A 25,800-nucleotide genomic window follows, 5' to 3' on the forward strand; every position below is an offset into this window, starting at 1 on the left:
GCGGCCCACGATCGCCGCATGGCACTACGGGTCACGTTCGTCGCCGCCGCGCGCAACTCCCCGCTGCTCGCCGAACGCTTCGATGACGACCGGCCGCTCGACCAGTCGGGCTGGGACGAGGTGCGCCGGGTCGTGCCCGACCTGCTGCCGCTGGCCGCCGCCGATCTGCGCTACTGCTCGCCGACCCCGCGCAGCCGCGCCACCGGCGACGCGCTCGGCTACGCCCCGCTCGCCCAACTCGCCCTGCGCGACTGCGACATGGGGCGCTGGCGCGGGCTGACGCTGGGCGAGGCGATGGCGCGGGAGCCGCAGGCCGTGGACGCGTGGCTCGCCGATCCGCGCGGCACGCCGCACGGCGGGGAGTCGCTGCTGTCCTTCATCGGCCGGGTCGGCGGCTGGCTGGACACCCGGCCCGTCGAGGACGGCGGCAGCGTCGTCGCCGTGGCCGAACCCTCGGTGATCCGCGCCGCCCTCGTCTACGCGCTGAACGCGCCCCCTGCGACGTACTGGAACCTCGATGTGCGCCCGCTGTCGACGACCACCGTCACCGGCCGCGCGGGCCGCTGGAACCTGCGCTTCGAGGGGGCGCGGGCTCAGGCCTCCCGGGCGTAGTCGGTGACCAGCACCAGATCCTTCGCCGGGCCGCCCACCCGCCACACCGTCCGCCAGTGGTCCGCGTCCCGGACGGTGAACTCGCCGCGGTAGAGGTCGGCCGCGCACGGATGCCCGGCCACATGCCGGCCGGTGCGCAGATCCAGGTCGTGGAAGGGCCGCCCGTCCGCGAACCGCACCTCGGCCGTGCCCGGCGCCCCGCCCGGCAGGAACCGCAGGGTCCGCGTCGCCGGCCGGGTCACGCCCTGCCAGGTGAAGTGCCCGGACTCCTCGTGCAGCAGCCCGCCGCCGTCGAGCGGCCCGAAGACGGTCGCCCCGGTGAACCCGCCCTCGTCGCCGCCGGCCAGATCCCGCACACTGCGCTCGACGCGCCAGCGCCCGGCCAGATACGCCAGCACGTCGGCCACGGGCCACCACGCGTCCATCGTCGTCCCTTCCCGCACCGCCCCGCACTCGCCCAGCCGCACACCCGTACGGCCCCGGGCCTCATCCCCGAGCTTACGAGCCCCCGCGCCCGCGGATCACGCTCCCCGCACGGACGCCTCGCCCACCGGCAGCAGCCCCCGCTCGGCGAAGACCTTCTTCGCGGCGAACGTGGCGTTCAGCGCCCTCGGCATGCCGCAGTAGACCGCCGAGTGCAGCAGCGCCTCCGTGATCTGCTCCGGCGTGAGGCCCACGTTCAGCGCCGCGTTGACATGCACGTCGAGCTGCGCCTCGCAGCCGCCGAGCGCGGTGAGCGCGCCCAGGGTGACCAACTGCCTCTCGCGCGGGGCGAGCTGGGGCCGGTCGTAGATCTCGCCGAACGCCCAGGCGACGACCTGGTGGCCCAGCTCCGGGCTGACGTCGGCGAGCGAGTCGACCACCCGCTGCCCGGCCTCGCCGTCGACCCGCGTCAGGACCTCCAGGCCGTGCGCGAAACGCTCCTCGCGGCTGCTGTTCCCGCTCATCGGGTGTCTCCCGTTCCAGGCCGCTCGGGCATCGTGCCGAGCAGTCCTTCGTAGTGTCGGATCTTGTCGTCCAGCGCGCCCGCGCTGCGCCGCAACGCCCGTATGCGAGCGGCCAGTTCGGCGCGGTGCTCGCGGAGCATCGCCAGCCGCTCGGCGACCGTCGCGTCCCCCGCCGCCCGCAGCCGCGCGAAGCGCTGCATGTCGGCGATCGACATGCCGGTCTCGCGCAGCCGCAGCAGGAACTCCAGCCACGCCAGGTCCGTGGCCTCGTAGCGCCGCTGGTTGCCGCCGGTGCGGCCGACCCGGGCGATCAGCCCGGCCTTCTCGTAGTAGCGCAGGGTGTCGTGCGAGAGGCCGGTGCGCTCGGCGACCTCGGCGATGGTCAACGTGGCTTCCCGGCCCCGTGGCAGGGGCTGTTCGCTGGTCATGGGAAGACCGTAGAACCTGGAGTGCGCTCCAGGTCAAGCGGTGCCCGCGAGGTCTCCCGCCGGATGTCTCGCCGGGCGCCCGGCACTCCCGCCGGACACCGGTCCAGGGCGGCTGCGGACAGCATTAACCGCGGGGTCATTCGAGGGACGAGGCCCGTTCTCCCGGCCGTCATGGAATTCCTCGAAATTCCACATGACGCATTCCATGTTCGCGGCGTTCTCCACGGGCGGCGGAACACACCCTCCGCACCGACCTCTCGCCCGGGCCGACGCATGGACGGCGTCCGGGGAGCGGACCTCCCCGGCCGTGACGCACTGTGTCCCGAAAACGCCTGGGAGCCTGCCGGAAATGCAACGCCCGACCCTGCGCGGAAGACCGAGGCAGGCCGCCGCCCTGCTCGCCGCGGTGCTCACCGTCACCGCGTTCTGCGCGGCCGACGCCGTCGCCGGCAGCTACCCCTTCGGCCCGCGCACCCGCGCCGTCAACGACCTGGGCAACCAGTACGTGCCGTTCCACGCCCACCTGTGGGACCTGCTGCACGGCAGGGCCGACGGCGGACTGCTCGTCAACTGGCAGTCCGGCTACGGCTCCAGCTTCCTGCCCGACCTCGGGACGTACCTCAGCAGCCCGTTCGCGCTGCTCGTGGCGCTCTTCCCGCGCGACGAGATCGACCTCGCCGTCTACGCGGTCACCGTGCTGAAGACGGCGTGCGCCGGCGCGGCCATGGCCTGGCTGCTGCTGCGGCTGCGCCCGGGCCGCTGGTGGGCGGCGGGACTGCTCGGCGCGGCCTACGCCCTGTGCGGCTGGTCCGTGGCCGACGCCTCGTACAACCCGATGTGGCTCGACGGCCTCGTCGCCCTGCCCCTGCTGTGCCTGGTCGGCGAGTGGGTGCTGGCCGGGCGGCGCCGGCTGCTCGGCGTGGTGGTCGTCGCGCTCGCCTGGATCGCCAACTTCTACACCGCCTACATGGCCACCCTCGGCGCCGCCCTGGTGCTGCTGCTGCGCATATGGCTGCTGGGGCTGCCGCGCCGCCGGGCGCTCACCACGGCCGGCCGGGCCGCGGCCACCGTCGTCCTCGGCGTGGGCCTGTCCGCCCCGCTGGTCACGGTGATCTACCTCGGCACCAAGCACGCCTACCCCGGCCGGGTCACGCACTTCGCACCGGTGGGCGCCGAGGACCTGCTGGCCCGGCTGCTGCCGACCACGTACGGCTTCGGCTCGCCGGCCCTCTTCGTCGGCACCACCGCGCTGCTGCTCGCCCTCGCGCTGCCCTTCCACCGGGCGGCCCCCCGCCGGGTGCGCGCCGGATGGCCGCTGCTGGTGGCCGCGGTCACGCTGTCGATGCAGTGGACGCCCACCCATCTGGCCTGGCACGCCTTCGCCACCCCCAACGGCAGCCCGTACCGCCAGGCGTTCGTGCTGTGCGCGCTGCTGGTGATCGCCGCCTGGCACTCACTGTCCTACGGCGTGCCCGACCGGCGCGCGCTGGGGGCCGCGGCCGCGCTGCTCGCGCTCGTCGCCGCCGTGGCGAGCGGCAGCGGCCTGGTGCGCTCCTACGCCTGGCCGGTCCTGCTGGCGGGCGCGGTGTGCGCCCTCGGCGGCCTGCTCCTGCTGGCCCGTACGGAGACCGGGGGCGCCGCGGAGACCGGGAGCGCCGCGGAGGCCGGGGGCGCCGCGGAGGCCGGGAGCGCCCCGGATCCCGCACCGGACGCCATGTCCGGCCCCCGCACCACCCGGGACCCGGCGCCGGACGCCATATCCGGCCCCCGCACCGCCCCGGACCCCGCACTGGACGCCATGTCCGGCCCCCGCACCACCCCGGACCCCGCCCCGGAGACCGGGAGCGCCCCGGACCCCGCGCCGGACGCCATGTCCGGCCCCCGCGCCACCTCAGATCCCGGAGGCCGCAGCGAGCCCGGCGCCGGCTCCGGCACCGCGCCGAGCCGCCCCATGGCTCCCGGGCGCCGCACCCCCGCCCGCCCCCGCACCCTCCTCGCCGCGCTCGCCGTCGTCCTGCTGATCGGCGCGCAGCTCGGCGAGGCCACCGCCACCTCCGCCGTCGCCACCCGGCTGCGGCTGAACCACCTGGACGACTACGCCCCCTGGGGCGCCCGCCAGCAGCGGCAGGCGGACCTGATCGCCGAGGCCGACGGCTGGCCCCGCTACCGCACCGACCCGGGCCGCGAGCAGACCGTGGGCAACGACCCGATGGTGGTCGGCGGCCAGGGCGCCCAGTACTACAGCAGCCTCACCGCCGACGTCCTCAGCCGGACGCTCACCGCCCTCGGCGACGGCTGGACCTCGCGCGGCCGCAATCTGCAGAGCCTGGACAACGCGGTCACCGACGCGGTCTTCTCCGTCGGCGCGCGGGTGCACTCCCCGCCGGACCAGCACCAGCGCTGGAACCCGCGCGACCGCAGCCCGGCGACCGTGACCCGCGAGGACGTGCCGCCGCTGGTCACCGTGCGGCCGGCCGCCGAGGCGGCGCGGGGACTGCGCGGGGTCGCGGGGTTCGGACCGTCGCCGTACCGCAACCAGGAGCTGCTGCTCGGCGCCCGCGTCTACACCGTGCCCGCCCTCACCGTGCGCACCGCCGCGGGACAGCCGCCGCGGCCCGGCCACGACGACCGGCCCGGCCTGGTGATCGACGCCCGCCGCACGGCGGACGCCGGACGCCGGCCCACGATCACCGCCCAGTGCCCGGCGGGCAGCGAGGTCTACCTGTGGGCGCCGCACTACTCGGGCACCGCCCGCCTGACCGCCGCACCGACGGCCGGTTCCCCCGGCGCCCCGTACGGCCCGACCGGGCGGTTCACCGCGGACGCGGCCAAGATCGCCGCCATGCAGCGGCTCGGCGCCGTGCCGGACTCCGGGCGGCTGCGGATCGAGCTGACCCCGAGCCGCGCCGGCACCGTCCCGGACCAGGCGGTCGGCTGCCTGGACACCGCCCGGCTGCGCACCGCTGTGCAGCGGCTCAAGGCGACCGGCGCCACCGAGGTCACCGTCTCCGACGGCACCGTCCGCGCGAAGCTCCCGGCCGGCAGCACGGGCACCGCCGTCCTGGCCGCCCCCCGGATCGCCGGCTGGCGGTGCGCCGCGGGCGACGCCGCCGCCGAGCCCGCCCGGCAGTACTACGGCCTGATCGCCGTCCCCCTGGACGGCTCCGCCACCAGCGTCACCTGCACCTTCCACCCGCCGGGCCTGCGCCTGGGCGCGGCCGCCGGCGGCGTCTCGCTGCTGGCCCTGGCCGTGCTCGGCGCCGTCGCCGCCGTCCGCCGCCGGCGGACCGCCGGCCGCCGCGCACTCCCGACGACCACGACACCGCGCGAGCGCACCACCGCCGCGCTCTGACCGCGCCCTGGGGGAGAAACCCATGCTCATCTCGATCGTCGCACCCTGCTACAACGAGGAAGACGTCATCGAACGCTTCCACGAGGCGGTCCAGAAGGTCGCCGACGACCTCCTGCCGCTGGGCCACGACATGGAGTTCGTGTACGTGGACGACGGCAGCCGCGACCGCACCCTGCCCCTGCTGGAGCAGCTGGCCGACCGCGACCCGCGGGTGCGCTACGTCTCCTTCAGCCGGAACTTCGGCAAGGAGTCCGCCCTGCTGGCCGGGCTGCGGCACGCCGCCGGGGACAGCGTCGTCGTCATGGACGCCGACCTCCAGCACCCGCCGGAGCTGATCCGACGCATGGTCGAACTGCGCGGCGAGGGCTACGACCAGGTGCTCGCCCGGCGCAGCCGGGCCGGCGACCGCTTCACCCGCACCCTCACCGCCCGGCTGTACTACCGGCTGGTCAACCGGCTCGTCGACGTGGAACTCAAGGACGGCGTCGGCGACTTCCGGCTGCTGTCGCGGCGCGTGGTGGACGCGGTGCTGGAGCTGACCGAGTACAACCGCTTCTCCAAGGGCCTGTTCGCCTGGGTGGGCTTCCCCAGCACCACCTTCGAGTACGAGAACGCGGTGCGCGAGCACGGCCGCAGCTCCTGGACCCTGAAGTCGCTGCTCAACTACGGCCTGGACGGGCTGCTGTCGTTCAACAACCGGCCGCTGCGGGCCGCTCTGCACCTCGGCATGGGCCTGCTGCTGTGCGCCGGGCTCTACACTGCGTGGATCGTGGGCGCCGCTCTCGTCAACGGGGTCGAGACACCCGGCTACGTCACGATCATCACCGCCGTCACCGCGCTCGCCGGGGTGCAGATGGTGATGCTCGGCGTGATCGGGGAGTACACCGGCCGGATCTACTACGAGGTCAAGGGGCGCCCGCACTTCCTGGTGAAGGCGAGCAACGTGGAAGCGACCGACGGCCGTGCGCCGCGCGGCACGAAGAAGGACCTCATTCCCTGATGACCCAGACGCTCGCCCGCCCGGTGGCGCGGCAGATCCTCACGTTCGCCGTCGTGGGCGTGGTGAACACCCTCACGTACTACCTGCTCTACCTGCTGTTCCTCACGCGTCTGCCCTATCTCGCGGCGCACGTTCTCGCGTTCGCGATCAGCATGGTCGGCTCCTTCTTCCTCAATGCGCGTTTCACCTACAGAATTCGGCCGACCTGGCGGAAATTCCTGCTGTTCCCGCTGACGAACGCCACCAATTTCGTGATCACCACGGCGGGCGTCTATGTGATCGTGGACGTCCTGCACGCCGGCAGCCGCTTCGCGCCCCTGCTGGCCTCGGCCGCCGCGATCCCGGTGACCTTCGTCGTCTCGCGCATGATCATGCTGCCGAAGGTGGACGCCGCCTGAGCGGGCCGGGCGCGGCGGCCGCCGGGTGACCGGGCCGGGCGGGCGCCCGCCGCATAGGATTGCATAAACGTGCAGCGATACGTATAGTCATGCCATCGAGGAGGAGGGTTCATGGCTGTACGTGTGGCGGTCGCCGGAGCGAGTGGATACGCGGGCGGAGAGGCGCTGCGGCTGCTGCTGGCGCACCCCGAGGTGGAGATCGGCGCCCTGACCGGCAACTCCAACGCCGGTCAGCGGCTCGGCGCGCTCCAGCCGCATCTGCTGCCCCTGGCCGACCGGGTGCTCACCGAGACCACCCCCGAAGCGCTCGCCGGTCACGACGTGGTCTTCCTCGCCCTGCCGCACGGCCAGTCCGCGGCCGTCGCCGAACAGCTCGGCCCCGACGTCCTCGTCGTCGACATGGGCGCCGACTTCCGGCTGACGGACCCGGCCGACTGGGAGACGTTCTACGGCTCCCCGCACGCCGGGACCTGGCCCTACGGCCTGCCCGAACTTCCGGGCGGCCGCGCCGCGCTGGAGGGGTCCAAGCGCATCGCGGTGCCCGGTTGCTACCCCACCGCCGCCTCCCTCGCCCTCGTCCCGGCCTACGCCGCCTCCCTCGTGGAGAACGAGGCCGTGATCGTCGCCGCCTCCGGCACCTCCGGCGCGGGCAAGGCCCCCAAGCCCCACTTGCTCGGCTCCGAGGTCATGGGCTCCATGTCCCCGTACGGCGTCGGCGGCGGCCACCGGCACACCCCCGAGATGATCCAGAACCTCAGCGCCGCGGCGGGGGAGCGGATCACGGTCTCCTTCACGCCCACCCTCGCCCCGATGCCCCGCGGCATCCTCGCCACCTGCAGCGCGAAGGCCAAGGAAGGCGTCACCGCCGAAGCGGTGCGCGCCGCCTACCACAAGGCGTACGCCGACGAGCCGTTCGTCCACCTCCTGCCCGAGGGGCAGTGGCCCGCCACCGCCTCCGTGTACGGCTCCAACGCCGTCCAGATCCAGGTGGCGTACGACCCGGCCGCCCACCGGGTCATCGCGATCAGCGCCATCGACAACCTGACCAAGGGCACCGCCGGCGGCGCCGTGCAGAGCATGAACATCGCCCTCGGTCTCGACGAGACCACCGGACTTTCCACGATCGGAGTCGCACCGTGAGCGTCACGGCAGCCAAGGGATTCCAGGCGGCGGGCATCGCCGCCGGGATCAAGGAGAACGGCAACCCGGACCTGGCCCTCGTGGTCAACACCGGGCCGCGCCGCGCCGCCGCGGGCGTCTTCACTTCCAACCGCGTCAAGGCCGCCCCGGTGCAGTGGTCCGAACAGGTCCTCAAGACGGGCCGGTTGTCGGCCGTCGTCCTCAACTCCGGCGGCGCCAACGCCTGTACCGGCCCCAAGGGCTTCCAGGACACCCACGCCACCGCCGAGAAGGCCGCCGAGGTGCTCGGCACGGGCGCCGTCGAGGTCGCCGTCTGCTCCACCGGACTCATCGGCGTCCTGCTCCCGATGGACAAGCTGCTGCCGGGCATCGAGACGGCCGCCGCCCAGCTCTCCGAGCACGGCGGCGAGAAGGCCGCCATCGCCATCAAGACCACCGACACCGTCCACAAGACCTCCGTCGTCACCAAGGACGGCTGGACCGTCGGCGGCATGGCCAAGGGCGCGGGCATGCTGGCCCCCGGACTGGCCACCATGCTCGTCGTCCTCACCACCGACGCCGACCTCGAAGCCGAGGCCCTGGACCGGGCGCTGCGCGCCGCCACCCGGGTCACCTTCGACCGCGTCGACTCCGACGGCTGCATGTCCACCAACGACACCGTGCTGCTGCTGGCCTCCGGCGCCGCCGAAGTCACCCCGGACTTCGAGGAGTTCGCCGACGCGGTCCGCGCCGTCTGCGACGACCTCGGCCAGCAGCTCATCCGGGACGCCGAGGGCGCCAGCAAGGACATCAAGGTCGAGGTGGTGGGCGCCGCGACCGAGGCCGACGCCGTGGAGGTGGGCCGCTCCATCGCCCGCAACAACCTCCTCAAGTGCGCCATCCACGGCGAGGACCCCAACTGGGGCCGCGTCCTGTCCGCGATCGGCACCACGAAGGCCGCCTTCGAGCCCGACCGGCTCAACGTCGCCATCAACGGCGTGTGGGTGTGCAAGAACGGCGGCGTCGGCGAGGACCGGGAGAAGGTCGACATGCGCTACCGCGAGGTGCACATCGTCGCCGACCTCGCCGCCGGGTCCGAGACCGCCACCATCTGGACCAACGACCTCACCGCCGACTACGTCCACGAGAACAGCGCCTACTCCTCATGAGCAACGGAACCACGCGCAAGCACACCGCGCTCCCCAAGGCCCAGATCCTCATCGAGGCGCTGCCCTGGCTCACCCGCCACCACGGCAAGACGGTCGTCATCAAGTTCGGCGGCAACGCCATGGTGAACGAGGAACTGAAGGCCGCCTTCGCCCAGGACGTCGTCTTCCTGCACCACGCCGGCCTCCGGCCCGTCGTCGTGCACGGCGGCGGCCCGCAGATCAGCGCCGCCCTGGACCGGCACGGCATCGTCAGCGAGTTCAGGGCCGGCCTGCGCGTCACCACCGAGGACGCCATGGACGTCGTACGGATGGTGCTGGCCGGACAGGTGCAGCGGGAACTGGTCGGGCTGCTCAACCAGCACGGCCCGCTCGCCGTCGGCCTGACCGGCGAGGACGCGCACACCATCACCGCAGTCAAGCACACCCCCGAGATCGACGGCGAGCCGGTCGACATCGGCCGGGTGGGCGAGATCACCGAGATCGACACGGGCGCCATCGAGGCCCTGCTCGCCGACGGCCGCATCCCGGTCGTCTCCTCGATCGCCCGTTCCCAGGACGACCACCATGTCTACAACGTCAATGCTGATACGGCGGCTGCGGCACTCGCTGCGGCACTGGGCGCCGAGACCCTCATGGTCCTCACCGACGTCGAGGGACTCTACGAGGACTGGCCGAACTCCGACGAGGTGATCAGCCGGCTCACCGCGAGCGAGTTGGAGAAACTCCTGCCGGACCTGTCCTCCGGCATGGTGCCCAAGATGGAGGGCTGTCTGCACGCCGTCCGGGGCGGCGTCACCACCGCCCGCGTCATCGACGGGCGCGTCCAGCACTCGATCCTGCTGGAGATCTTCACCGACGAGGGCATCGGCACCATGGTCGTGCCCGACGAGCAGCCGGACGCGGCGTCCAAGCAGCAGGAACAGGGGGAGTCATGAGCAACGACGAACTGACCGCACGGTGGCAGGGCGCCCTCATGAACAACTACGGCACCCCGCGGCTGCCGCTCACCCGCGGCGCCGGCACCCGGGTCTGGGACGCCGAGGGCAAGGACTACCTGGACTTCGTCGGCGGCATCGCCACCAACGCCCTCGGCCACGCCCACCCGGCGATCGTGGCGGCGGTGAGCCGGCAGATCGGCTCGCTCGGCCACATCTCCAACTTCTTCATGGCCGAGCCCACCGTCGCCCTCGCCGAACGGCTGCTCCAGCTCTTCGGCCGCGAGGGCCGCGTCTTCTTCTGCAACTCCGGCGCCGAGGCCAACGAGGCCGCCTTCAAGATCGGCCGGCTCACCGGGCGCACCCACATCGTCGCCACCGACGGCGGCTTCCACGGCCGGACCATGGGCGCCCTCGCGCTCACCGGACAGCCCGGCAAGCGCGAGCCGTTCCAGCCGCTGCCCGGCGACGTCACCCACGTCCCCTACGGCGACGCGCACGCGCTGGCCGCGGCCGTCACCGAGGAGACGGCGATGGTCGTCATCGAGCCGATCCAGGGCGAGAACGGCGTCGTGGTCCCTCCGGCCGGCTACCTCAAGGCGGCCCGGGCCATCACCGCCGCGACCGGCGCGCTGCTGGTCCTGGACGAGGTGCAGACCGGCGTCGGCCGCACCGGGCACTGGTTCGCCTACCAGGCCCACGAGGGCGTGCTGCCCGATGTCGTCACCCTCGCCAAGCAGCTCGGCGGCGGACTGCCGCTCGGCGCGACCGTCGCCTTCGGGCGCGCCGCCGAACTGCTGCGGCCCGGCCAGCACGGCACCACCTTCGGCGGCAACCCGGTCGCCTGCGCCGCCGGGCTCGCCGTCCTCGACACCGTCGAGGACGAGGGCCTGCTGGAGAACGTCAAGCGGCAGGGCGAGAAGCTGCGCGAGGGCGTCGAGTCCCTCGGGCACCCGCTGGTCGACCACGTCCGGGGGGCCGGACTGCTCCTCGGTATCGTGCTCACCGGGCCGTACGCGCAGCGTGCGCAGCAGGCGGCCCAGGAGGCCGGCATCCTCGTGAACGCGCCCGCCGCCGACGTCATCCGGCTGATGCCGCCGCTGAACCTGAACGACGACGACGTGGACGCGTTCGTCCGGGCGCTGCCCGGCATCCTGGACGCGGCCGAAGGGGACGGATGATGCGGAGAATGGGACGACGATGAGCCAGGCGCCAGACCACGGGCACAACGACGCCGGGGCCGCCGGGCCCGCACTGCCGCAGACCCGCACCGCACGGCACCGCCGGATCGTGGACATCCTCAACCGGCAGCCGGTGCGGTCGCAGAGCCAGCTGGCCAAGCTGCTGGCCGACGACGGGCTGAGCGTCACCCAGGCGACGCTGTCGCGGGACCTGGACGAGCTGAACGCGGTGAAGATCCGCAACGCCGACGGCGACCTGATCTACGCGGTGCCCAGCGAGGGCGGGTTCCGCACCCCGCGGGCGCCGCTCGGCGGGTCGGTCAAGGAGGAGCGGATGCGGCGGCTCTCCCAGGAGCTGCTGATCTCCGCGGAGGCCTCCGCGAACCTCGTCGTCCTGCGGACCCCGCCGGGTGCGGCGCAGTTCCTGGCCTCGGCGATCGACCAGGCCGAGCTGCACGACATCCTCGGCACGATCGCCGGCGACGACACGCTGCTGCTGATCAGCCGCGACCCGTCCGGCGGCCAGGCCCTCGCGGACCACCTGCTGCGGCTGGCCCAGAACGGGGGCTGAGAGAGCGGGGTCCGAGGAGCGGGTCCGAGGAGCGGGGTCTGAAGGGGGCGGTCGCGGTGGATCGCCGGGTGCGGGCCCGTCGTGGCCGCTCGCGCAGTTCCCCGCGCCCCTGGGAGTGGCCGCCGGCCCCGTGCACAGGCGCCCCACGTAGCTGCGGGCAGTCGTGCCTCCCCCAGTGCCTCAAGGGCCTGGGAGGTGCCCCCAGGCGGCACGGGTGGGCGCAGCGGCCCCCCAAGCGGGGGTGAGCGCTCCCCACCCCCGCCCGGCCGCACCGCCGGGCGCCGATGAACCGCACCGCACCGCGCCGCCGCAGGCGTACCTCACCCCAGCCGCGCTCCCAGCCCACCCGTGCACCGCACCTCATCCCCCGCGGTGATCAGCAGCGCCTCCACCCCCGGCAGCGACTCCAGCCAGGCGAGCCCCTCCCGCGCCCCCATCGCGAACGCCGCCGTCGCCCAGCAGTCCGCCCACACCAGCCGCGGTGCGACCACCGTCACCGAGACCAGATCCGTCACCGCCGCCCGCCCGGTGCGCGGGTCCACGATATGGTCCCCCCGCTCCGCCGTCCCCGAGGTGGCGACCGCCAGCTCCGGCGCCCCCGCCGCCGACACCACCGCGGCCAGCCCGCCCGGCCTGAGCGGGTCCGACACCCCCACCCGCCACGGCCGGTCCGCCCCGGGCGAGCCCAGGACCTGCACGTCCCCGCCGCCGTTCACGCTGACCCCGCTCGCGCCCGCCGCCGCCACGAGCCGCGCCGCCCGCTCGGCCGCCCACCCCTTGACGACCCCGGTCGGGTCCAGCCGGCCCTGGTAGCGCAGGCTGAACCAGCCGTCGCTCATCCGCTCGGCCTCGGCCCCCAGCGCCAGCACCTCGGCGACCTGCGGATCGCACTGCGCCACGGTCAGCTCACCGCGGGCCAGCCGCGAGACCTCGCTGTCGGCCCGGTAGGTGCTGAACACCTCGTCCACCCGGTGCAGACCGGCCACCGCCTCCCGCAGCGCGGCCCGCACCGCCTCGGGCTCCCCGCCGCGCACGTCGAAGGAGAACACCGTCCCCATGACCTCCTCCGCGTGCCGCAGCCCGGTGGGCGCCTCGGCCTGCCCGGTCACGGCGTCAGCCGCCGGCCTGGTCGAGCGCCGACTGCAGCGACGTGCGGTAGCCGCCGCTGGTGTAGGTGGCTCCGGACACGGCGTCGATGTCGGCGCTCTGTGCGGCGACGGCTTCCTGGTTGAGTCTGGGTACGGCCATGGCGGTCTTCTGGTCGCTGAGGCCGCCCTTGGGCGCCCGCACCGCCTCGGCCTTGACGACCTTCCCGCCGCTGACGGTCAACCGGACCTGCACGTCGCCGTACTGCGTCGGGGCCGCGTCGCCGGTCACGGTCGTCGTACCGCCCGGCAGGGCCCCGCTGCCGCCCTGCGGCGACTCCTGCCCGGCCGAGGGCGCCCGCGGCGCCGTGCCGGCCGCCGAGGCCGCGGCCGGATCGGCGGCCGGCTTCAGCGACAGCAGCAGCACGATGCCGGACACGGTGGCCGCACCCGCGAGCACCGCCCGCCGGACGGGGTGGCTCTTCCTCATCGCTTCCTCGTCTCCTGACGTCCCGTCGCTCACATCTCGAACGACTCGTGATGGATACGGCGGGCGGGCACCCCCGCGCCGCGCAGCGCCTCGTACACCGACCGCGCGAAACCGGGCGGCCCGCACAGGAACACGTCGTGGCGGTCGATGTCGGCGATCTTCCGCCGCAGCGACTCCGCGGAGATGTCCGGCCGTTCGCCGTCCGGGCTGTTGACCGCGTACATCAGCCGCGCGCCGCGCTCGTCGGCGATCTTCGCCAGCTCGCCCCACAGCGCCAGGTCCTGGGTGCTGTTGGCCCGGTAGAGCAGGGTGATGTCCCCGGCCGCGCCGGGCAGCGTCTCGAACAGCGCCCGCATCGGCGTGATGCCGACCCCGCCCGCCACCAGCAGCACCTTGCCCCGGCTGCGCCGGGCGGCGGTCAGCGCCCCGTACGGCCCCTCCGCCCACACCCGGGTGCCCGGCTCCAGTTCGCGCAGCCGCGCGCTGTGGTCGCCGATCGCCTTGACGGTGATCCGCAGCAGCCCCGGCCGGGGCGCCGCCGACAGCGAGTACGGGTGCGAACTGAACCGCATGCCCGGGGCCAGGAACCGCCAGCGGAAGAACTGTCCCGCCTCCGCGCCCATCCGGTGCAGCTTGCGGCCGCCGATCAGCACCGACACGATCCCCGGCGTCTCCTCGATCACCGCCTCCACCCGCATCCGGTGCTTGAGGTTCAGCCGGACCGGGGTGAGGATCCGGTACCACACCACGAGCGCGGTCACCGCGCCGTACAGGCCGTACCAGACGGTCTTCGCGGCCGGCTGGACGGCGAAGTCGTTGCCGGTGGTGATCTGGTGCCAGAACGTCAGGAACACCGCGGCGTAGGTGAGCAGATGGACGTGGTACCAGGTGTCGTACGGCAGCCGGCGGCGCACCGCGCCGATCGAGGTCAGTCCGATGAGCACGAACAGGCCCGTGCCGATCGCCGCCTTGCCCAGGTCCGGCAGCTGCTCCACGGACTGGACGGTCTGCCCGACGACGTCGCCGAGCGACCGCCCCGCCTGCACCGCGTAGCCCCACATGGTGAGGAACACGTGCGCGAGGACCAGGCACAGCGTGTACCGCCCGCTCATGGCGTGCCAGCGGGCCACCCGGTCCGAGCCGACCCGCCGCTCCAGCGCCGGCACCCGCGCCATCTGCAGCACGACCAGCGCCATCAGATACCCGGCGAGCAGCCCGGTGATCCGGCCCGCGTTGAGGATCCGGCCGCCGTTCCCGGCGACGGACGGGGTGTTCGTCCACCACAGCCACACGACCCCCGCCGCCCCCGCCCCGACGGCGACCAGCAGCAGGGCGGCTGGGGAGCGGCGGGGCCGGATGCGGCGCATCGTCTGCCGCCGCGCGGCACGTCCTCCTGCGAGCGTGGTGGTCACGGTTCCTCCGTGGCGTTTCGACCGTCGACCCACAGATACGCGGCGCGCGCGGCGAGTGTTCAGCCCGTCGCCGAGTCCAGCGCGGACTGCAGCGAGCGACGGTAGCCGTCACTGGTGTACGTGGCCCCGGACACCGAGTCGATGTCCGCGCTCTGCGCGGCCAGCGCCTCCCTCCTCAACTCGGGTATCGCGTAGCTGTTGATCTCCTGGTCGCGGGGGTTCTCGGTGGGGTAGACCACCGCGGTCACGTCGGTGATCCGGCCGCCTTCGAGCGTGATCCGCACCTGGACCGGTCCCCAGCGGGTCTGCGCGCTCTCGCCGGTGACGGTCTTCGTGCCGGCGGAACCGGTCGTGCCGCCGGATCCCGCGGCGCCGCCCGGGGCGCTCGCGCCGGCGGACGCGGCCGGCGCGGGCGCCGCGGCGATCTGCGGCGGGGTGTGCGGCTTCAGCGCCAGCAGCATCACCAGCCCGGAGACGGTGGCGGCGCTCGCCAGCACGATCCGGCGCAGCGGACGGTTCTTCCTCAACGCGTGCACGACGGCCTCACGACTCCTCGGACGGGCTCGGTTCTCACGATGCTCACGGCTGTCACGGCTCCTACGGCTTCCGCGGCGCCCCGCGCGCTCACGGCTCTCACAGTTCGAACGATTCGTGGTGGATGCGGCGGTCCGGGATTCCGGCGGCGCGCAGCACCCCGTACAGCTCCTGGGCGAAGGAGTGCGGCCCGCACAGGTACACGTCGTGCCCGGCGAGGTCGGCGACCTGCGCGCGCAGCCACTCGACGGTGAGCGCGGGGCGTTCGCCGCGCGGGCCGTTGAGCAGGTACAGCACCCGCGCCCCGCGCCATCGGGCGACCGCCTCCAGCTCGCCGCCCAGCGCCAGGTCCCGCGCCGAGCGCGCCCGGTACAGCAGCGTGACCTCACCGGGCAGCGTCTCGAACAGCGCCCGCAGCGGAGTGATGCCGACCCCGGCGCCGATGAGCAGCGACCGGTGCGAGGCGCCCCGCTCGGCGGTCATCGCGCCGTACGGGCCCTCCGCCCAGACCCGGGTGCCCGGCCGCAGCAGCGCCACGGCCGCGCTGTGGCCGCCGAGCGCCTTGACCGTGATGCGCAGCAGGTCCGGCCGCGGCGGCGCCGACAGGGAGTACGGCGTCGACGTCCCGCGCAGGCCCGGCGTCAGGAACCGCCAGCGGAAGAACTGCCCCGGCAGCGCGCCGAGTTCGTCCAGCCGGTGGCCGCGCACGACGACCGAGTACACCCCGGGCGCCTCCTCGTGCACCGACTCGACCCGCATCCGGTGCCGCCGGTTCAGCCGCACCGGGACGAGGACGCGGTACCACAGCACCAGCGCGGCGACGCCCAGGTACAGCGCGTACCAGGCGGCCGTGGCCACGGGCCGGCCGTTGAACTGGTCGCCCAGCGTGAGCTGGTGGAAGAAGGCGAGGAAGACGGCGGCGTAGGTGAGCAGGTGCACGCCGTACCAGAACTCGTACCCGGTGCGGCGGCGCACCGCGCGCGCCGAGGTGACGCCGACCGCGAACAGGATCACCGTGCCCGCGGTGGCCTTGAGCATGTCCGGGTAGTCCAGGACCACCGTGACCGTCTCGTGCACGAGCGAGGCCCGGTCCTGCGCCGCGTACCCCGCCAGGATCAGCACGATGTGCGCGACGAGGAGGCACACCGTGTACCGGCCGGCCCGCGCGTGCCAGCGGGCCACCCGGTCCGAGCCGATCCGCCGCTCCAGCAGCGGCGCCCGGGCCATCAGGGCGACGAGCACCGCGCAGGCGTAGCCGCACAGCAGCCCCGCGATCCGCCCGGCGCCGGTCAGCCAGCCCGCCGCGCCGACCACCGCGGCCGTGCCGTTCCACCACAGCGCGACCACCGCCGCCGCGCCGCCCCACAGCACGGCGAGCACCGCGTCCGCGGGGGAGCGCCGGGGTGCCGGGGCTGTCGGCGGCGCCGCCCGCCGCTGGTACACCGTGGTCATGTCGTCCCCGTCCTCTCGCCGGTCCAGGACGCCACTGTGCGGGCCGAACCTCTGAGAGCGCTCTGAAACCGGTGGCCGCGCGGCGCACTCACAGCGAACTCAGAGCACCCCCCGCCTCCGCACCGGCCGGCGACCGGCGATGCTGGAAGGGCCATGCACACCTTCCGCCCGCCCCAGCCGGGGCCGCCCGCCCTGACCCGCCCCGACGGGACGCCCGTGCGCGTCCTCGTCGTCGACGACGACCCCGACCTCGCCGAGGTCCTCTCCGGCGCCCTGCGCTACCAGGGCTGGGAGGTCCGCACCGCCGAGGACGGCGCCTCCGCCGTCGCCGAGGCCCGCGCGCTGCGGCCCGACGCCGTCGTCCTCGACGTGATGCTCCCGGACACCGACGGCCTCACCGTGCTGCGGCGGCTGCACGAGATGCGGCCCGACGTCTGCGTGCTCCTGCTGACCGCACGGGACGCGGTGGAGGACCGCATCGCTGGGATCACCGCGGGCGGCGACGACTACGTGACCAAGCCGTTCAGCCTGGAGGAGGTGATCGCCCGGCTGCGCGGGCTGCTGCGCCGCGCCGGGATGGCCCGGCAGCCGGCCGACGGCCCGCGGCTGACCGTGGGCGACCTGGTCATGGACGAGGACGCCCGCGAGGTCACCCGGGCCGGAGAACTGATCGAGCTGTCGCCGACCGAGTACGAGCTGCTGCGCTTCCTGATGCGCAACCCGCGCCGGGTGCTCAGCAAGACGCAGATCCTGGACCGCGTCTGGTCCTACGACTTCGGCGGCCGCGCCCATGTGGTCGAGCTGTACATCTCCTACCTGCGCAAGAAGGTGGACGCCGGCCGAGAGCCCATGATCCACACGGTGCGCGGCGCCGGATACGTGCTGAAGCCGGCGCTGCCGTGAGCGGGCGATGCCGGGCGCGGTGGAGCGGGCGGCTGCCGCTGCCGCGCACCCTGCGGGCCCGGCTCACCCTCGGTCTGGTGGTGCTGCTCGCGCTGAGCTGCGCGGCCGTCGGGGTGGCCGCGGTCGTCGAGCTGAACGGCTTCCTCACCGGCCGGCTCGACCAGCAGTTGCAGCAGACGGGCACCGGATTCCCCCAGAGCCTCGAACACGGCACAGCCGGCGGCGGGCGGAACACGAAGCCGTCCGACCACGACGGCGACGAGCACGGCGACACCCGCCGCCAGGCCGCGGCCACGTTCGGCGCCCGCCTGGTGGCGGGCCGGATCACCAACGCGGCGGTGGTGCCCTCCGACGCCCATCCCGGCTTCGCCGTCACCCTCACCGCCGCCGACCGCGCCGCCCTGGCCGCGCTCCCGGCGGACGGCGCCGGGCACACGGTGCGCCTGTCGGAACTGGGCGGCTACCGGCTGGCAGCATGGCCGGGCCGGGACGGCGACGTCCTGGTCACCGGGCTGCCGACGGAGCCCGTCCGGGCCACGGTCCACCGGCTGGAACTCGTCGCAGGCGGCGTCTTCGGCCTCGCGCTGCTCACCGCCGGGGTCACCGGGGCGCTGTGGGTGCGCTGGTCGCTGCGCCCGCTGAGCCGCGTCGCCGCGACCGCCACCAGGGTCAGCGAGCTGCCGCTGGCCAGCGGCGAGGTCGCGCTGCCGCCGAGGACGGGCGGGGCCGACCCGCGCGGGGAGGTGGGCCGGGTCGCCGCCGCCTTCGACCGGATGCTCCACCATGTCGAGGACGCGCTGACCAAGCGGCACGCCAGCGAGGAACGGCTGCGCAGCTTCGCCGCCGACGCCAGTCACGAGCTGCGCACCCCGGTCGCCTCGGTGCGCGGCCACGCGGAGCTGGCCCTGCTGCATCCGGGACCGGTGCCGCCCGAGGTGGCGCGGGCCCTGGAACGCATCGCGGCCGAGTCCGCCCGGATGGGCGAGATGGTGGACGAGATGCTGCTCCTGGCCCGGCTGGACGCGGGCCGCCCGCTGGAGCGCCGCCCCGTGGACCTCACCCGCCTCGTCCTGGACGCGGTGACGGACGCCCGCGCCGCCGGTCCCGGGCACCACTGGACGATGGAGCTGCCCGAGGAGCCCGTCACGGTGACCGGCGACGCCCACCGGCTGCAGCAGGTGCTGGCCAACCTGCTGGCCAACGCCCGTCTGCACACCCCGGCGGGCACCGAGGTGACGGTGTCCCTGGCCGCGCTCCCGGACGCGGGCGGCGCGACCACCGTGCTGCGGGTCCACGACGACGGTCCCGGCGTCCCCGAGGAGATCCGGCCGGGCGTCTTCGAGCGCTTCACGCGCGCCGACCGCCGCCGTACCGACTCCTCCGGCGGCGGCGCGGGCCTGGGTCTGTCGATCGTGGCGGCGGTCGTACGGGCCCACGGCGGAAGCGTGACCCTGGACAGCCGCCCGGGCGCGACGACGTTCACGGTCAGGCTGCCGCCCGAGGGCGCGGACGCCGAGACGTAGCGACCGCCCGCCTCACACCGGCGACGGCGGCAGCGGGAGCGGCAGGCCCGGGAGGCCGTCGAGGCTGTGGGCCACGTGGTCCTTCTTGGTGAAGTAGTCGCTCAGCGAGGCGTCGTCCTCGCGGGCGAAGCGGCGGCCGTGCAGGTCGCGGTCCTGCTCGTAGGACATGAAGGGCACCGCGTAGCCGCAGGTGTCGCGGATCAGCTCGGCGCGCACGACGATGACGGCGCGCAGTCCGTGCGCGGTGGGGTCGATGCCGGGGAAGCGCGCCACGAGGTCCGTGAAGCGGGGGTCGTCGCGGAAGACCGGCTCGCCCCGGCCGTGGACGCGCACGATATTGGGCGGGCCCTGGAAGGCGCACCACATGAGGGTGATCCGGCCGTTCTCCCGCAGGTGCGCGATGGTCTCGGCGTTCGATCCGGCGAAGTCCAGATAGGCCACCGTCAGGTCGTCGAGCACCGCGAAGGAGCCCTTGAGGCCCTTGGGGGAGAGGTTGACCGTGCCGTCGCCGGACAGCGGGGCGGTCGCGGTGAAGAAGAGGGGCTGTTCCTCGATGAACGTACGCAGCCTGCCGTCGATGCGCTCATAGGTCTTTCCCATGTCCGACCATTATCCCGGGAGTTCTTTCGGCTGTCTGAGGAATTGCTCGCCGTCTCGCCTGCCGGGCACATCCCGTACGGGGCACAGCTCTACTCGATTGACGAATCATGCAGAGCACTGCATACTCATGCATGACGCGGGGTCGCCTCCGCACATACCGGCCTGCCGGCCGCCTCCTCGCCCGCGACGGCCGGGAGCGGCCGCTCGCACCGAGGCGCGCACAGAGACAACTCTCCGAGGAGCAACGCAAGTGAGCAGCAACAGCGGTGACGTACGGCTCTGGGGCGGCCGTTTCGCCGACGGTCCCGCCGAGGCCCTGGCGAAGCTGTCCGCGTCCGTCCACTTCGACTGGCGGCTCGCGCCCTACGACATCGCCGGCTCCCGCGCCCACGCGCGCGTGCTGCACCAGGCGGGCCTGCTCACCGAGGACGAGCTGACCCGTATGATCGCCGGGCTGGACAAGCTGGAGGCGGACGTCGCCGACGGCTCCTTCACCGGCACCATCGCCGACGAGGACGTCCACACCGCCCTGGAGCGCGGCCTGCTGGAACGCCTCGGCGCCGACCTCGGCGGCAAGCTGCGCGCCGGCCGGTCCCGCAACGACCAGGTCGCCACCCTCTTCCGCATGTACCTGCGCGACCACGCCCGGATCATCGGCGGCCTGATCGCCGACCTCCAGGACGCGCTGATCGGTCTCGCCGAGGCCCACCCGGACGTGGCGATGCCCGGCCGCACCCACCTCCAGCACGCCCAGCCCGTCCTCTTCGCCCACCACGTCCTCGCCCACGTGCAGTCCCTGTCGCGGGACGCCGAGCGGCTGCGCCAGTGGGACGAGCGCACCGCCGTGTCGCCGTACGGCTCGGGCGCGCTGGCCGGTTCCTCCCTCGGCCTCGACCCGGAGGCGGTCGCCCGCGACCTCGGCTTCGAGCACGGCAGCGTCGGCAACTCCATCGACGGCACCGCCTCGCGCGACTTCGTCGCCGAGTTCGCCTTCATCACCGCGATGATCGGCGTGAACCTCTCCCGGATCGCCGAGGAGATCATCATCTGGAACACGAAGGAGTTCTCCTTCGTGACCCTGCACGACGCCTTCTCCACTGGCTCGTCGATCATGCCGCAGAAGAAGAACCCGGACATCGCCGAGCTGGCCCGCGGCAAGTCCGGCCGCCTGATCGGCAACCTCACCGGCCTGCTCGCCACCCTCAAGGCGCTCCCGCTCGCCTACAACCGCGACCTGCAGGAGGACAAGGAGCCCGTCTTCGACTCCTGCGACCAGCTGGAGGTCCTGCTCCCCGCCTTCACCGGCATGATCGCCACCCTCACCGTGCACCGCGAGCGCCTGGAGGAGCTGGCCCCGGCCGGCTTCTCGCTCGCCACCGACATCGCCGAGTGGCTGGTGAAACAGGGTGTGCCGTTCCGCGTCGCGCACGAGGTCGCCGGCGAGTGCGTGAAGGCCGCCGAGGCCGACGGCAAGGAGCTGGACGAGCTGACCGACGAGCAGTTCGCCAAGATCTCCGCCCACCTCACCCCCGAGGTGCGCACCGTCCTCAACGTCCCCGGCGCTCTCGCCTCCCGCAGCGGACGCGGCGGCACCGCCCCCAGCGCGGTCGCCGTCCAGCTCGCCGAGGTGAAGGCGGACGTGGCGGCCCAGCACGCGTGGGCAAACGCCAAGAAGTAGCCGTACCGGCGGGAGGGGACTCCCGTCCGGCAGGGCGTCGCGGGTTACGTTGGTCGGCAGCCGCACGGAACCGACCGAACGGAGCCCGCGATGCCCTTCGCCAGGCTGGCCCACGTCACCACCCCCACCCGCCGCCTCGGTCTCGGACTCGCGGCCGTCGGACGTCCCGGCTACATCAACCTCGGCCGGGACCGCGACCTGCCCGCCGACCGCTCCGTGGACGCCCTGCGCGCCCGTACGCACGAACTGCTGGACGCCGCCTACGCCCAGGGCGTGCGCTACCTCGACGCAGCCCGCTCCTACGGCCGCTCCGAGGAGTTCCTCGCCGACTGGCTGCGCGCCCGGCCCGAGGCCGACGACGTGGTGATCGGCAGCAAGTGGGGCTACACCTACACCGCCGACTGGCGCACCGACGCCGAGCGGCACGAGGTCAAGGACCACGGCCTCGCCACCTACGAACGGCAGCGCGCCGAGACCGCCGCGCTGCTCGGCGACCGGCTCGACCTCTACCAGATCCACTCGGTCACCCCGGACAGCCCCGCCCTCGCCGACAAGGAGCTGCACGCCCGGCTCGCCGAGGCCGCCGCGCGGGGCGTCACCATCGGCTTCTCCACCAGCGGCCCCGCCCAGGCCGACGCCGTCCGGGCCGCCCTCGCCGTGACCGTGGACGGCGAGCCCCTGTTCCGTACGGTCCAGTCGACGTACAACGCCCTGGAGACCTCCGCGGGAGGGGCCCTCGCCGAGGCGCACGACGCCGGACTCGCCGTGATCGTCAAGGAGGGCATGGCGAACGGGCGGCTGGCCGGGCCGAAGGCGCCCGAGGTGCTGCGGGCCGTCGCCCGGGAGACCGGGCTCGGCTGCGACGCGGTCGCCCTCGCCCTGATCCTGCGCCGCCCCTGGGCGGATGTCGTCCTGTCCGGCGCGGCCACCGTCGACCAGCTCGCCTCCAACCTGCACGCCGCCGCCGTCGACCTGGACGACGACCAGGCGGCCCGCCTCGACGCCCTGGCCGAGGAACCGCACGCCTACTGGGAGCACCGCGGCCGGCTCCCCTGGCACTGACGCACTCCGCCCCTCACGCGTCCCGCCCGCACTCAGCGGCTCACCCATTGCGCCCGTGGACAGCTCCGCATGAGACGTTCATGCCCTGCATGAGACATTGATGTCTCACATGGGTTACTGTTGTCTCATGGCTGTCGATCGTGACCACGTGCTGCGCACCGCCGCGGCCCTGCTGACCCGCAAGTCCACCGCGACGATGGACGAGGTCGCCAGGGCGGCCGGCATCAGCCGCGCCACGCTGCACCGGCAGTTCGCCGGGCGGGACGCGCTCGTACGGGCGCTGGAGGCGCTCGGCATCGCGGAGTGCGAGGCCGCGCTGGACGCCGCCCGGCCGGACGAGGGCCCGGCCCGCGACGCCGTGCACCGGCTGATCCGCGAGATCGAGCCCGCGGCCGGCCTGCTGGCCTTCCTCTACACCGAGAACCAGCTGTTCGAGGGCGAGGAGCAGAACCAGGGCTGGACGCGGATCGACGAACGGATCGAGGCCCTGTTCCGGCGCGGCCAGCGCAGCGGGGAGTTCCGCATCGACCTCAGCCCGGCCTGGCTCACCGAGGCGCTGTACGGCCTGATGGCCTCCGGCGCCTGGGCGGTGGGCGAGGGCCGGGTGGCCCCCAAGGACTTCACCTACATGATCGTCGAGCTGCTGCTCGGCGGCGCACTACGGAGAGAGGAACCATGACCAGCACCCTGCGGCCGGCGTACGCGGCGGAGACGGAGAAGCGCCCGGGCCGCTGGCTCGCGCTCGCCGTCCTCGTCCTCGCCGTGCTGCTGGTGGCCGTCGACGCGACCGTCCTCGGTCTCGCGACCCCCTACATCAGCGAGGACCTCAAACCCTCCGGCACCCAGCTGCTGTGGATAGGCGACGTCTACTCGTTCGTCATCGCCGGACTGCTCGTCTCCATGGGCAGCCTCGGCGACCGGATCGGCCGCAAGCGCATCCTGCTCGTCGGCTCCGCCGCGTTCGGCGCGCTGTCCGTGCTCAACGCCTACGCGACCACGCCGGAGATGATGATCGCGGCCCGGGCGCTGCTCGGCGTGGCCGGCGCGACCCTGATGCCCGCCACCCTGGCCCTGATCCGCAACCTCTTCCACGACCCGCGCGAGCGCAGCCTCGCCGTCGGCATCTGGGGCGCGACCGCCTCCGCCGGCATGGCGGTCGGCCCGATCGCCGGCGGGTTCCTGCTGGAGCACTTCTGGTGGGGCTCGGTCTTCCTCATCAACCTGCCCGTGATGGCGGTCCTCCTCCTGGTCGGCGTCCGGCTGCTGCCCGAGTCCCGCAACCCGGACCCGGGCCCCTGGGACCTGACCAGCGTGCTGCTGTCGCTGGTCGGCGTCATCGGCGTCGTGTACGCGATCAAGGAGGCCGCCGCGCACGGCGTCACCGGAGCCGTCCTCGGCGCCGGGCTGCTGGGCGCCGCCGCGCTGTACTGGTTCGTCCACCGCCAGCTGACCCTGCCCGCGCCGCTGCTGGACGTACGGCTGTTCCGCAACCGGGGCTTCAGCGGCGCGGTCCTCGCCGATCTGCTGACCGTCCTCGGCATGTCGGGGCTGGTGTTCTTCCTCTCCCAGTTCCTGCAACTGGTGCAGGGCAGGCGCCCGTTCGAGGCGGGCCTGGCCGAACTGCCCGCCGCCGTCGGCGCGGTCGCGGCCGGTCTCGTGGCCGGCCGCGCGGCCCGCCGCTTCTCGGTACGGGCCGTGGTCTCCGGCGGACTCGCCGCCGTGGGCGTCGCGCTGGCCGCGCTGACCACGCTCAGCGCCTCGACCGGCTATCCCCTGCTGGGCACGGCCCTGCTGGTGGTCGGCGTGGGCGCCGGCTTCTCCTTCACGGTGACCGCCGACGTGATCCTCGCCGGGGTCCCCAAGGAACAGGCGGGCGCGGCCTCCGCGGTCTCCGAGACGGCGTACGAACTCGGCGCGGCCCTCGGCATCGCCCTGCTCGGCTCCATCGTGACCGCCGCCTACCGCGGCTTCACCGGCCCGGCCGGCACCCCGCCGCAGGCCCACGAGTCACTCGGCGGCGCGGTCCAGGCGGCGCAGAGCCTCCCGCCCCGTACGGCCGAGACGATGCTCACCGCGGCCCAGGACGCCTTCGTCCACGGCCTCCACCTGGCCTCGGGCGCGGGAGCGGCGGTCCTCCTGGCGGCCTCGGCGGCGGCCTGGGTCCTGCTGAAGGGCCAGAGGCTCTGAGCTCTTCCCGCCACGGAGGCGAAAAGGCTTACGCGGCCTTCGCCTTCGTGGCGTACATGTCCACGTACTCCTGCCCGGACAGGTGCATGACCTCCGCCATCACGGAGTCCGTCACCGCCCGCAGCACATACCGGTCCCGGTCCATCCCCTCGTACCGGGAGAACTCCATCGGCTCGCCGAACCGCACCGTCACCTTGCCGGGCCGCGGCAGCCCCGCGCCGCCCGGCTGCAGCTTGTCCGTGCCGATCATCGCGAACGGCACGACCGGCGCGCCGGTCATCAGCGTGAGCCGGGCGATCCCGGTGCGGCCCCGGTAGAGGCGGCCGTCGGGGGAGCGGGTGCCCTCGGGGTAGATCCCGAAGATCTTGTTCTCCTCCAGGATGCGGCGGCCGGTCATCAGCGCCGCGACACCGCCCCGGCCGCCGTCGCGGTCCACGGGGATCATGCCGACGCCGGTGAAGAACCACGCCATCAGCCGGCCCTTGAAGCCCTTGCCGGTGACGTACTCGTCCTTGCCGATGAAGAAGACCTGCCGGTCGCAGACCAGCGGCAGGATCATCGAGTCGATGAAGGTGAGGTGGTTGCCCGCGAGGATGACCGGACCGTCGCCGGGAATGTGCTCCGCGCCCTCCACCTGTGGGCGGAACATCAGGCGCATGATCGGACCGAGCACTGCCTTGATGAGCGCGAAGCGGGACAACGGGCCCTCCGGTGTCAAGGGATTGTCTGAGGATCTGTATGAGTCTGTGCAGGTGAGGACGATACTCGGGGCCCGGACCCGATTGCACATCGGGCTCACCACCTCTTACGTACCGTTGACATACGTTTACCTGCGCCAGGGCTTCGGCGCACCCCGGTGACCGGCGCGCCGCGACGTGACGCGGATCGCACTCCGCCCCCGGAGCGGCACGGGCGCCGCCGGCCGGCAGGGGCCGTGGCGGGCGCGCACCGGCGCCGCGGCGGCCACGCGATCCGACTTCCCCGCACACGGAGGGTCATGCCGACGGCCCGTCACCCCACCGCTCCCGTACGACATCCAGCGTCACCCGCGTGTTCGGCACGCGGTCTCCCGGCCGTCACGCGCACGCACCTACGATCCGCTCACCGACGACGAGAGAGCAGGAGGCGGTCATGGGAACGCTGCAGCCGGACGAGCGGGGCG

Annotated in this window: 24 protein-coding genes and 1 pseudogene; 15 read left to right on the forward strand and 10 right to left on the reverse strand. The window is 73.7% G+C overall.

The annotated features are described in order from the left end of the window. Positions 1 to 18 precede the first annotated feature (18 nt). Positions 19 to 612 carry a histidine phosphatase family protein gene (locus tag K7787_RS03130; RefSeq protein ID WP_009187691.1) on the forward strand — a complete coding sequence of 198 codons (594 nt, stop codon included), beginning with the start codon at positions 19 to 21 and terminating at the stop codon, positions 610 to 612. On the opposite strand, the gene K7787_RS03135 is transcribed toward K7787_RS03130, so the two are convergent. The 3 genes from K7787_RS03135 to K7787_RS03145 form a co-directional block, all read right to left on the reverse strand. Continuing rightward, positions 594 to 1,037 (reverse strand): DUF6314 family protein, encoded by a 444-nt coding sequence (locus K7787_RS03135; protein ID WP_019986099.1) that lies wholly within the window; start codon positions 1,035 to 1,037, stop codon positions 594 to 596. The genes K7787_RS03130 and K7787_RS03135 overlap by 19 nt on opposite strands. 96 nt (positions 1,038 to 1,133) lie before the next feature. Beyond that, positions 1,134 to 1,559, reverse strand: a complete 426-nt coding sequence (locus tag K7787_RS03140; RefSeq protein WP_164394419.1) for a carboxymuconolactone decarboxylase family protein — start codon at positions 1,557 to 1,559, stop codon at positions 1,134 to 1,136. Beyond that, positions 1,556 to 1,987, reverse strand: coding sequence for a MerR family transcriptional regulator (locus tag K7787_RS03145; RefSeq protein ID WP_223000409.1), 432 nt, complete (start codon positions 1,985 to 1,987; stop codon positions 1,556 to 1,558). Before K7787_RS03145 ends, K7787_RS03140 begins: the two co-directional genes overlap by 4 nt. 349 nt (positions 1,988 to 2,336) lie before the next feature. On the opposite strand from K7787_RS03145, the gene K7787_RS03150 reads away from it, so the two are divergent. The 8 genes from K7787_RS03150 to K7787_RS03185 all read left to right on the forward strand — a co-directional run bounded on the left by K7787_RS03150 (position 2,337) and on the right by K7787_RS03185 (position 11,712). Next, positions 2,337 to 5,339 (forward strand): YfhO family protein, encoded by a 3,003-nt coding sequence (locus tag K7787_RS03150; RefSeq protein ID WP_223000410.1) that lies wholly within the window; start codon positions 2,337 to 2,339, stop codon positions 5,337 to 5,339. Between the two features lie 22 nt (positions 5,340 to 5,361). Next, positions 5,362 to 6,339: a glycosyltransferase family 2 protein gene (locus K7787_RS03155; RefSeq protein WP_009187686.1), complete on the forward strand. Its 978-nt coding sequence runs from the start codon at positions 5,362 to 5,364 to the stop codon at positions 6,337 to 6,339. Next, positions 6,339 to 6,737, forward strand: a complete 399-nt coding sequence (locus tag K7787_RS03160) for a GtrA family protein (protein ID WP_164392451.1) — start codon at positions 6,339 to 6,341, stop codon at positions 6,735 to 6,737. Before K7787_RS03155 ends, K7787_RS03160 begins: the two co-directional genes overlap by 1 nt. Before the next feature lie 111 nt (positions 6,738 to 6,848). Further along, on the forward strand, positions 6,849 to 7,877 hold the full coding sequence (argC, locus tag K7787_RS03165; RefSeq protein ID WP_169438035.1) for an N-acetyl-gamma-glutamyl-phosphate reductase: 1,029 nt from the start codon (positions 6,849 to 6,851) through the stop codon (positions 7,875 to 7,877). Continuing rightward, entirely contained in the window at positions 7,874 to 9,025 is a 1,152-nt protein-coding gene (gene argJ / locus K7787_RS03170; RefSeq protein WP_019986093.1) for a bifunctional glutamate N-acetyltransferase/amino-acid acetyltransferase ArgJ, read from the forward strand. The genes argC and argJ overlap by 4 nt, the downstream gene beginning before the upstream one ends. Beyond that, complete coding sequence (argB, locus tag K7787_RS03175; protein ID WP_009187682.1) at positions 9,022 to 9,960, forward strand: acetylglutamate kinase; 939 nt, start codon at positions 9,022 to 9,024, stop codon at positions 9,958 to 9,960. Before argJ ends, argB begins: the two co-directional genes overlap by 4 nt. Continuing rightward, entirely contained in the window at positions 9,957 to 11,141 is a 1,185-nt protein-coding gene (locus tag K7787_RS03180; protein ID WP_019986091.1) for an acetylornithine transaminase, read from the forward strand. Before argB ends, K7787_RS03180 begins: the two co-directional genes overlap by 4 nt. Positions 11,142 to 11,160: 19 nt before the next feature. Continuing rightward, the gene (locus K7787_RS03185; RefSeq protein ID WP_009187680.1) at positions 11,161 to 11,712 is read left to right on the forward strand and encodes an arginine repressor; all 552 of its coding nucleotides are present in this window, start codon (positions 11,161 to 11,163) and stop codon (positions 11,710 to 11,712) included. Positions 11,713 to 12,032: 320 nt separating this feature from the next. Here K7787_RS03185 and K7787_RS03190 read toward each other — a convergent pair whose 3' ends face one another. The 5 genes and pseudogenes from K7787_RS03190 to K7787_RS03210 form a co-directional block, all read right to left on the reverse strand. Beyond that, complete coding sequence (locus K7787_RS03190; protein ID WP_223000426.1) at positions 12,033 to 12,770, reverse strand: FAD:protein FMN transferase; 738 nt, start codon at positions 12,768 to 12,770, stop codon at positions 12,033 to 12,035. A 67-nt stretch (positions 12,771 to 12,837) separates the two neighbouring features. After that, a pseudogene (locus tag K7787_RS03195) lies at positions 12,838 to 13,287 on the reverse strand (FMN-binding protein); the annotation flags it as partial. A 29-nt stretch (positions 13,288 to 13,316) separates the two neighbouring features. Continuing rightward, positions 13,317 to 14,699: a ferredoxin reductase family protein gene (locus tag K7787_RS03200; protein WP_164387808.1), complete on the reverse strand. Its 1,383-nt coding sequence runs from the start codon at positions 14,697 to 14,699 to the stop codon at positions 13,317 to 13,319. A gap of 59 nt (positions 14,700 to 14,758) precedes the next feature. Next, the gene (locus K7787_RS03205; protein WP_223000412.1) at positions 14,759 to 15,235 is read right to left on the reverse strand and encodes an FMN-binding protein; all 477 of its coding nucleotides are present in this window, start codon (positions 15,233 to 15,235) and stop codon (positions 14,759 to 14,761) included. Between the two features lie 97 nt (positions 15,236 to 15,332). After that, the gene (locus K7787_RS03210; protein ID WP_223000413.1) at positions 15,333 to 16,685 is read right to left on the reverse strand and encodes a ferredoxin reductase family protein; all 1,353 of its coding nucleotides are present in this window, start codon (positions 16,683 to 16,685) and stop codon (positions 15,333 to 15,335) included. 153 nt (positions 16,686 to 16,838) lie between these two features. Here K7787_RS03210 and K7787_RS03215 point away from each other — a divergent pair, with 153 nt between their 5' ends. Next, positions 16,839 to 17,588, forward strand: a complete 750-nt coding sequence (locus K7787_RS03215) for a response regulator transcription factor (protein ID WP_282107226.1) — start codon at positions 16,839 to 16,841, stop codon at positions 17,586 to 17,588. Continuing rightward, positions 17,585 to 19,111, forward strand: coding sequence for a sensor histidine kinase (locus tag K7787_RS03220; protein WP_308036279.1), 1,527 nt, complete (start codon positions 17,585 to 17,587; stop codon positions 19,109 to 19,111). The genes K7787_RS03215 and K7787_RS03220 overlap by 4 nt, the downstream gene beginning before the upstream one ends. Before the next feature lie 12 nt (positions 19,112 to 19,123). On the opposite strand, the gene K7787_RS03225 is transcribed toward K7787_RS03220, so the two are convergent. After that, a complete protein-coding gene (locus tag K7787_RS03225; RefSeq protein ID WP_009187672.1) occupies positions 19,124 to 19,711 on the reverse strand; it encodes a pyridoxamine 5'-phosphate oxidase family protein in 588 nt (195 codons plus the stop codon). Positions 19,712 to 19,961: 250 nt separating this feature from the next. Here K7787_RS03225 and argH point away from each other — a divergent pair, with 250 nt between their 5' ends. From argH to K7787_RS03245, 4 genes are all read left to right on the forward strand, one after another. Continuing rightward, positions 19,962 to 21,389, forward strand: coding sequence for an argininosuccinate lyase (argH, locus tag K7787_RS03230; RefSeq protein ID WP_223000414.1), 1,428 nt, complete (start codon positions 19,962 to 19,964; stop codon positions 21,387 to 21,389). A 90-nt stretch (positions 21,390 to 21,479) separates the two neighbouring features. Beyond that, positions 21,480 to 22,451 carry an aldo/keto reductase gene (locus tag K7787_RS03235; protein WP_223000415.1) on the forward strand — a complete coding sequence of 324 codons (972 nt, stop codon included), beginning with the start codon at positions 21,480 to 21,482 and terminating at the stop codon, positions 22,449 to 22,451. Between the two features lie 127 nt (positions 22,452 to 22,578). Further along, positions 22,579 to 23,130 carry a TetR/AcrR family transcriptional regulator gene (locus tag K7787_RS03240; protein WP_223000416.1) on the forward strand — a complete coding sequence of 184 codons (552 nt, stop codon included), beginning with the start codon at positions 22,579 to 22,581 and terminating at the stop codon, positions 23,128 to 23,130. After that, positions 23,127 to 24,638 carry an MFS transporter gene (locus tag K7787_RS03245; RefSeq protein WP_223000417.1) on the forward strand — a complete coding sequence of 504 codons (1,512 nt, stop codon included), beginning with the start codon at positions 23,127 to 23,129 and terminating at the stop codon, positions 24,636 to 24,638. Before K7787_RS03240 ends, K7787_RS03245 begins: the two co-directional genes overlap by 4 nt. Before the next feature lie 28 nt (positions 24,639 to 24,666). On the opposite strand, the gene K7787_RS03250 is transcribed toward K7787_RS03245, so the two are convergent. Then, positions 24,667 to 25,428 (reverse strand): lysophospholipid acyltransferase family protein, encoded by a 762-nt coding sequence (locus tag K7787_RS03250; RefSeq protein WP_009187667.1) that lies wholly within the window; start codon positions 25,426 to 25,428, stop codon positions 24,667 to 24,669. Positions 25,429 to 25,800 lie beyond the last annotated feature (372 nt).

The sequence above is a fragment of the Streptomyces sennicomposti genome (genome assembly GCF_019890635.1).
In the GTDB taxonomy this organism is placed as follows: domain Bacteria; phylum Actinomycetota; class Actinomycetes; order Streptomycetales; family Streptomycetaceae; genus Streptomyces; species Streptomyces sennicomposti.

Coding starts and splice junctions, on each gene's coding strand:
- K7787_RS03160 (WP_164392451.1), top strand. CDS start 6,339: ATGACCCAGACGCTCGCCCGCCCGGTGGCGCGGCAGATCCTCACGTTC.
- K7787_RS03250 (WP_009187667.1), bottom strand. CDS start 25,428: ATGTGCAATCGGGTCCGGGCCCCGAGTATCGTCCTCACCTGCACAGAC.
- K7787_RS03245 (WP_223000417.1), top strand. CDS start 23,127: ATGACCAGCACCCTGCGGCCGGCGTACGCGGCGGAGACGGAGAAGCGC.
- K7787_RS03145 (WP_223000409.1), bottom strand. CDS start 1,987: ATGACCAGCGAACAGCCCCTGCCACGGGGCCGGGAAGCCACGTTGACC.
- K7787_RS03210 (WP_223000413.1), bottom strand. CDS start 16,685: ATGACCACGGTGTACCAGCGGCGGGCGGCGCCGCCGACAGCCCCGGCA.
- K7787_RS03185 (WP_009187680.1), top strand. CDS start 11,161: ATGAGCCAGGCGCCAGACCACGGGCACAACGACGCCGGGGCCGCCGGG.
- argC (WP_169438035.1), top strand. CDS start 6,849: ATGGCTGTACGTGTGGCGGTCGCCGGAGCGAGTGGATACGCGGGCGGA.
- K7787_RS03215 (WP_282107226.1), top strand. CDS start 16,839: ATGCACACCTTCCGCCCGCCCCAGCCGGGGCCGCCCGCCCTGACCCGC.
- K7787_RS03235 (WP_223000415.1), top strand. CDS start 21,480: ATGCCCTTCGCCAGGCTGGCCCACGTCACCACCCCCACCCGCCGCCTC.
- K7787_RS03155 (WP_009187686.1), top strand. CDS start 5,362: ATGCTCATCTCGATCGTCGCACCCTGCTACAACGAGGAAGACGTCATC.
- K7787_RS03180 (WP_019986091.1), top strand. CDS start 9,957: ATGAGCAACGACGAACTGACCGCACGGTGGCAGGGCGCCCTCATGAAC.
- K7787_RS03190 (WP_223000426.1), bottom strand. CDS start 12,770: ATGGGGACGGTGTTCTCCTTCGACGTGCGCGGCGGGGAGCCCGAGGCG.
- K7787_RS03140 (WP_164394419.1), bottom strand. CDS start 1,559: ATGAGCGGGAACAGCAGCCGCGAGGAGCGTTTCGCGCACGGCCTGGAG.
- K7787_RS03225 (WP_009187672.1), bottom strand. CDS start 19,711: ATGGGAAAGACCTATGAGCGCATCGACGGCAGGCTGCGTACGTTCATC.
- argB (WP_009187682.1), top strand. CDS start 9,022: ATGAGCAACGGAACCACGCGCAAGCACACCGCGCTCCCCAAGGCCCAG.
- K7787_RS03240 (WP_223000416.1), top strand. CDS start 22,579: ATGGCTGTCGATCGTGACCACGTGCTGCGCACCGCCGCGGCCCTGCTG.
- K7787_RS03135 (WP_019986099.1), bottom strand. CDS start 1,037: ATGGACGCGTGGTGGCCCGTGGCCGACGTGCTGGCGTATCTGGCCGGG.
- K7787_RS03150 (WP_223000410.1), top strand. CDS start 2,337: ATGCAACGCCCGACCCTGCGCGGAAGACCGAGGCAGGCCGCCGCCCTG.
- K7787_RS03130 (WP_009187691.1), top strand. CDS start 19: ATGGCACTACGGGTCACGTTCGTCGCCGCCGCGCGCAACTCCCCGCTG.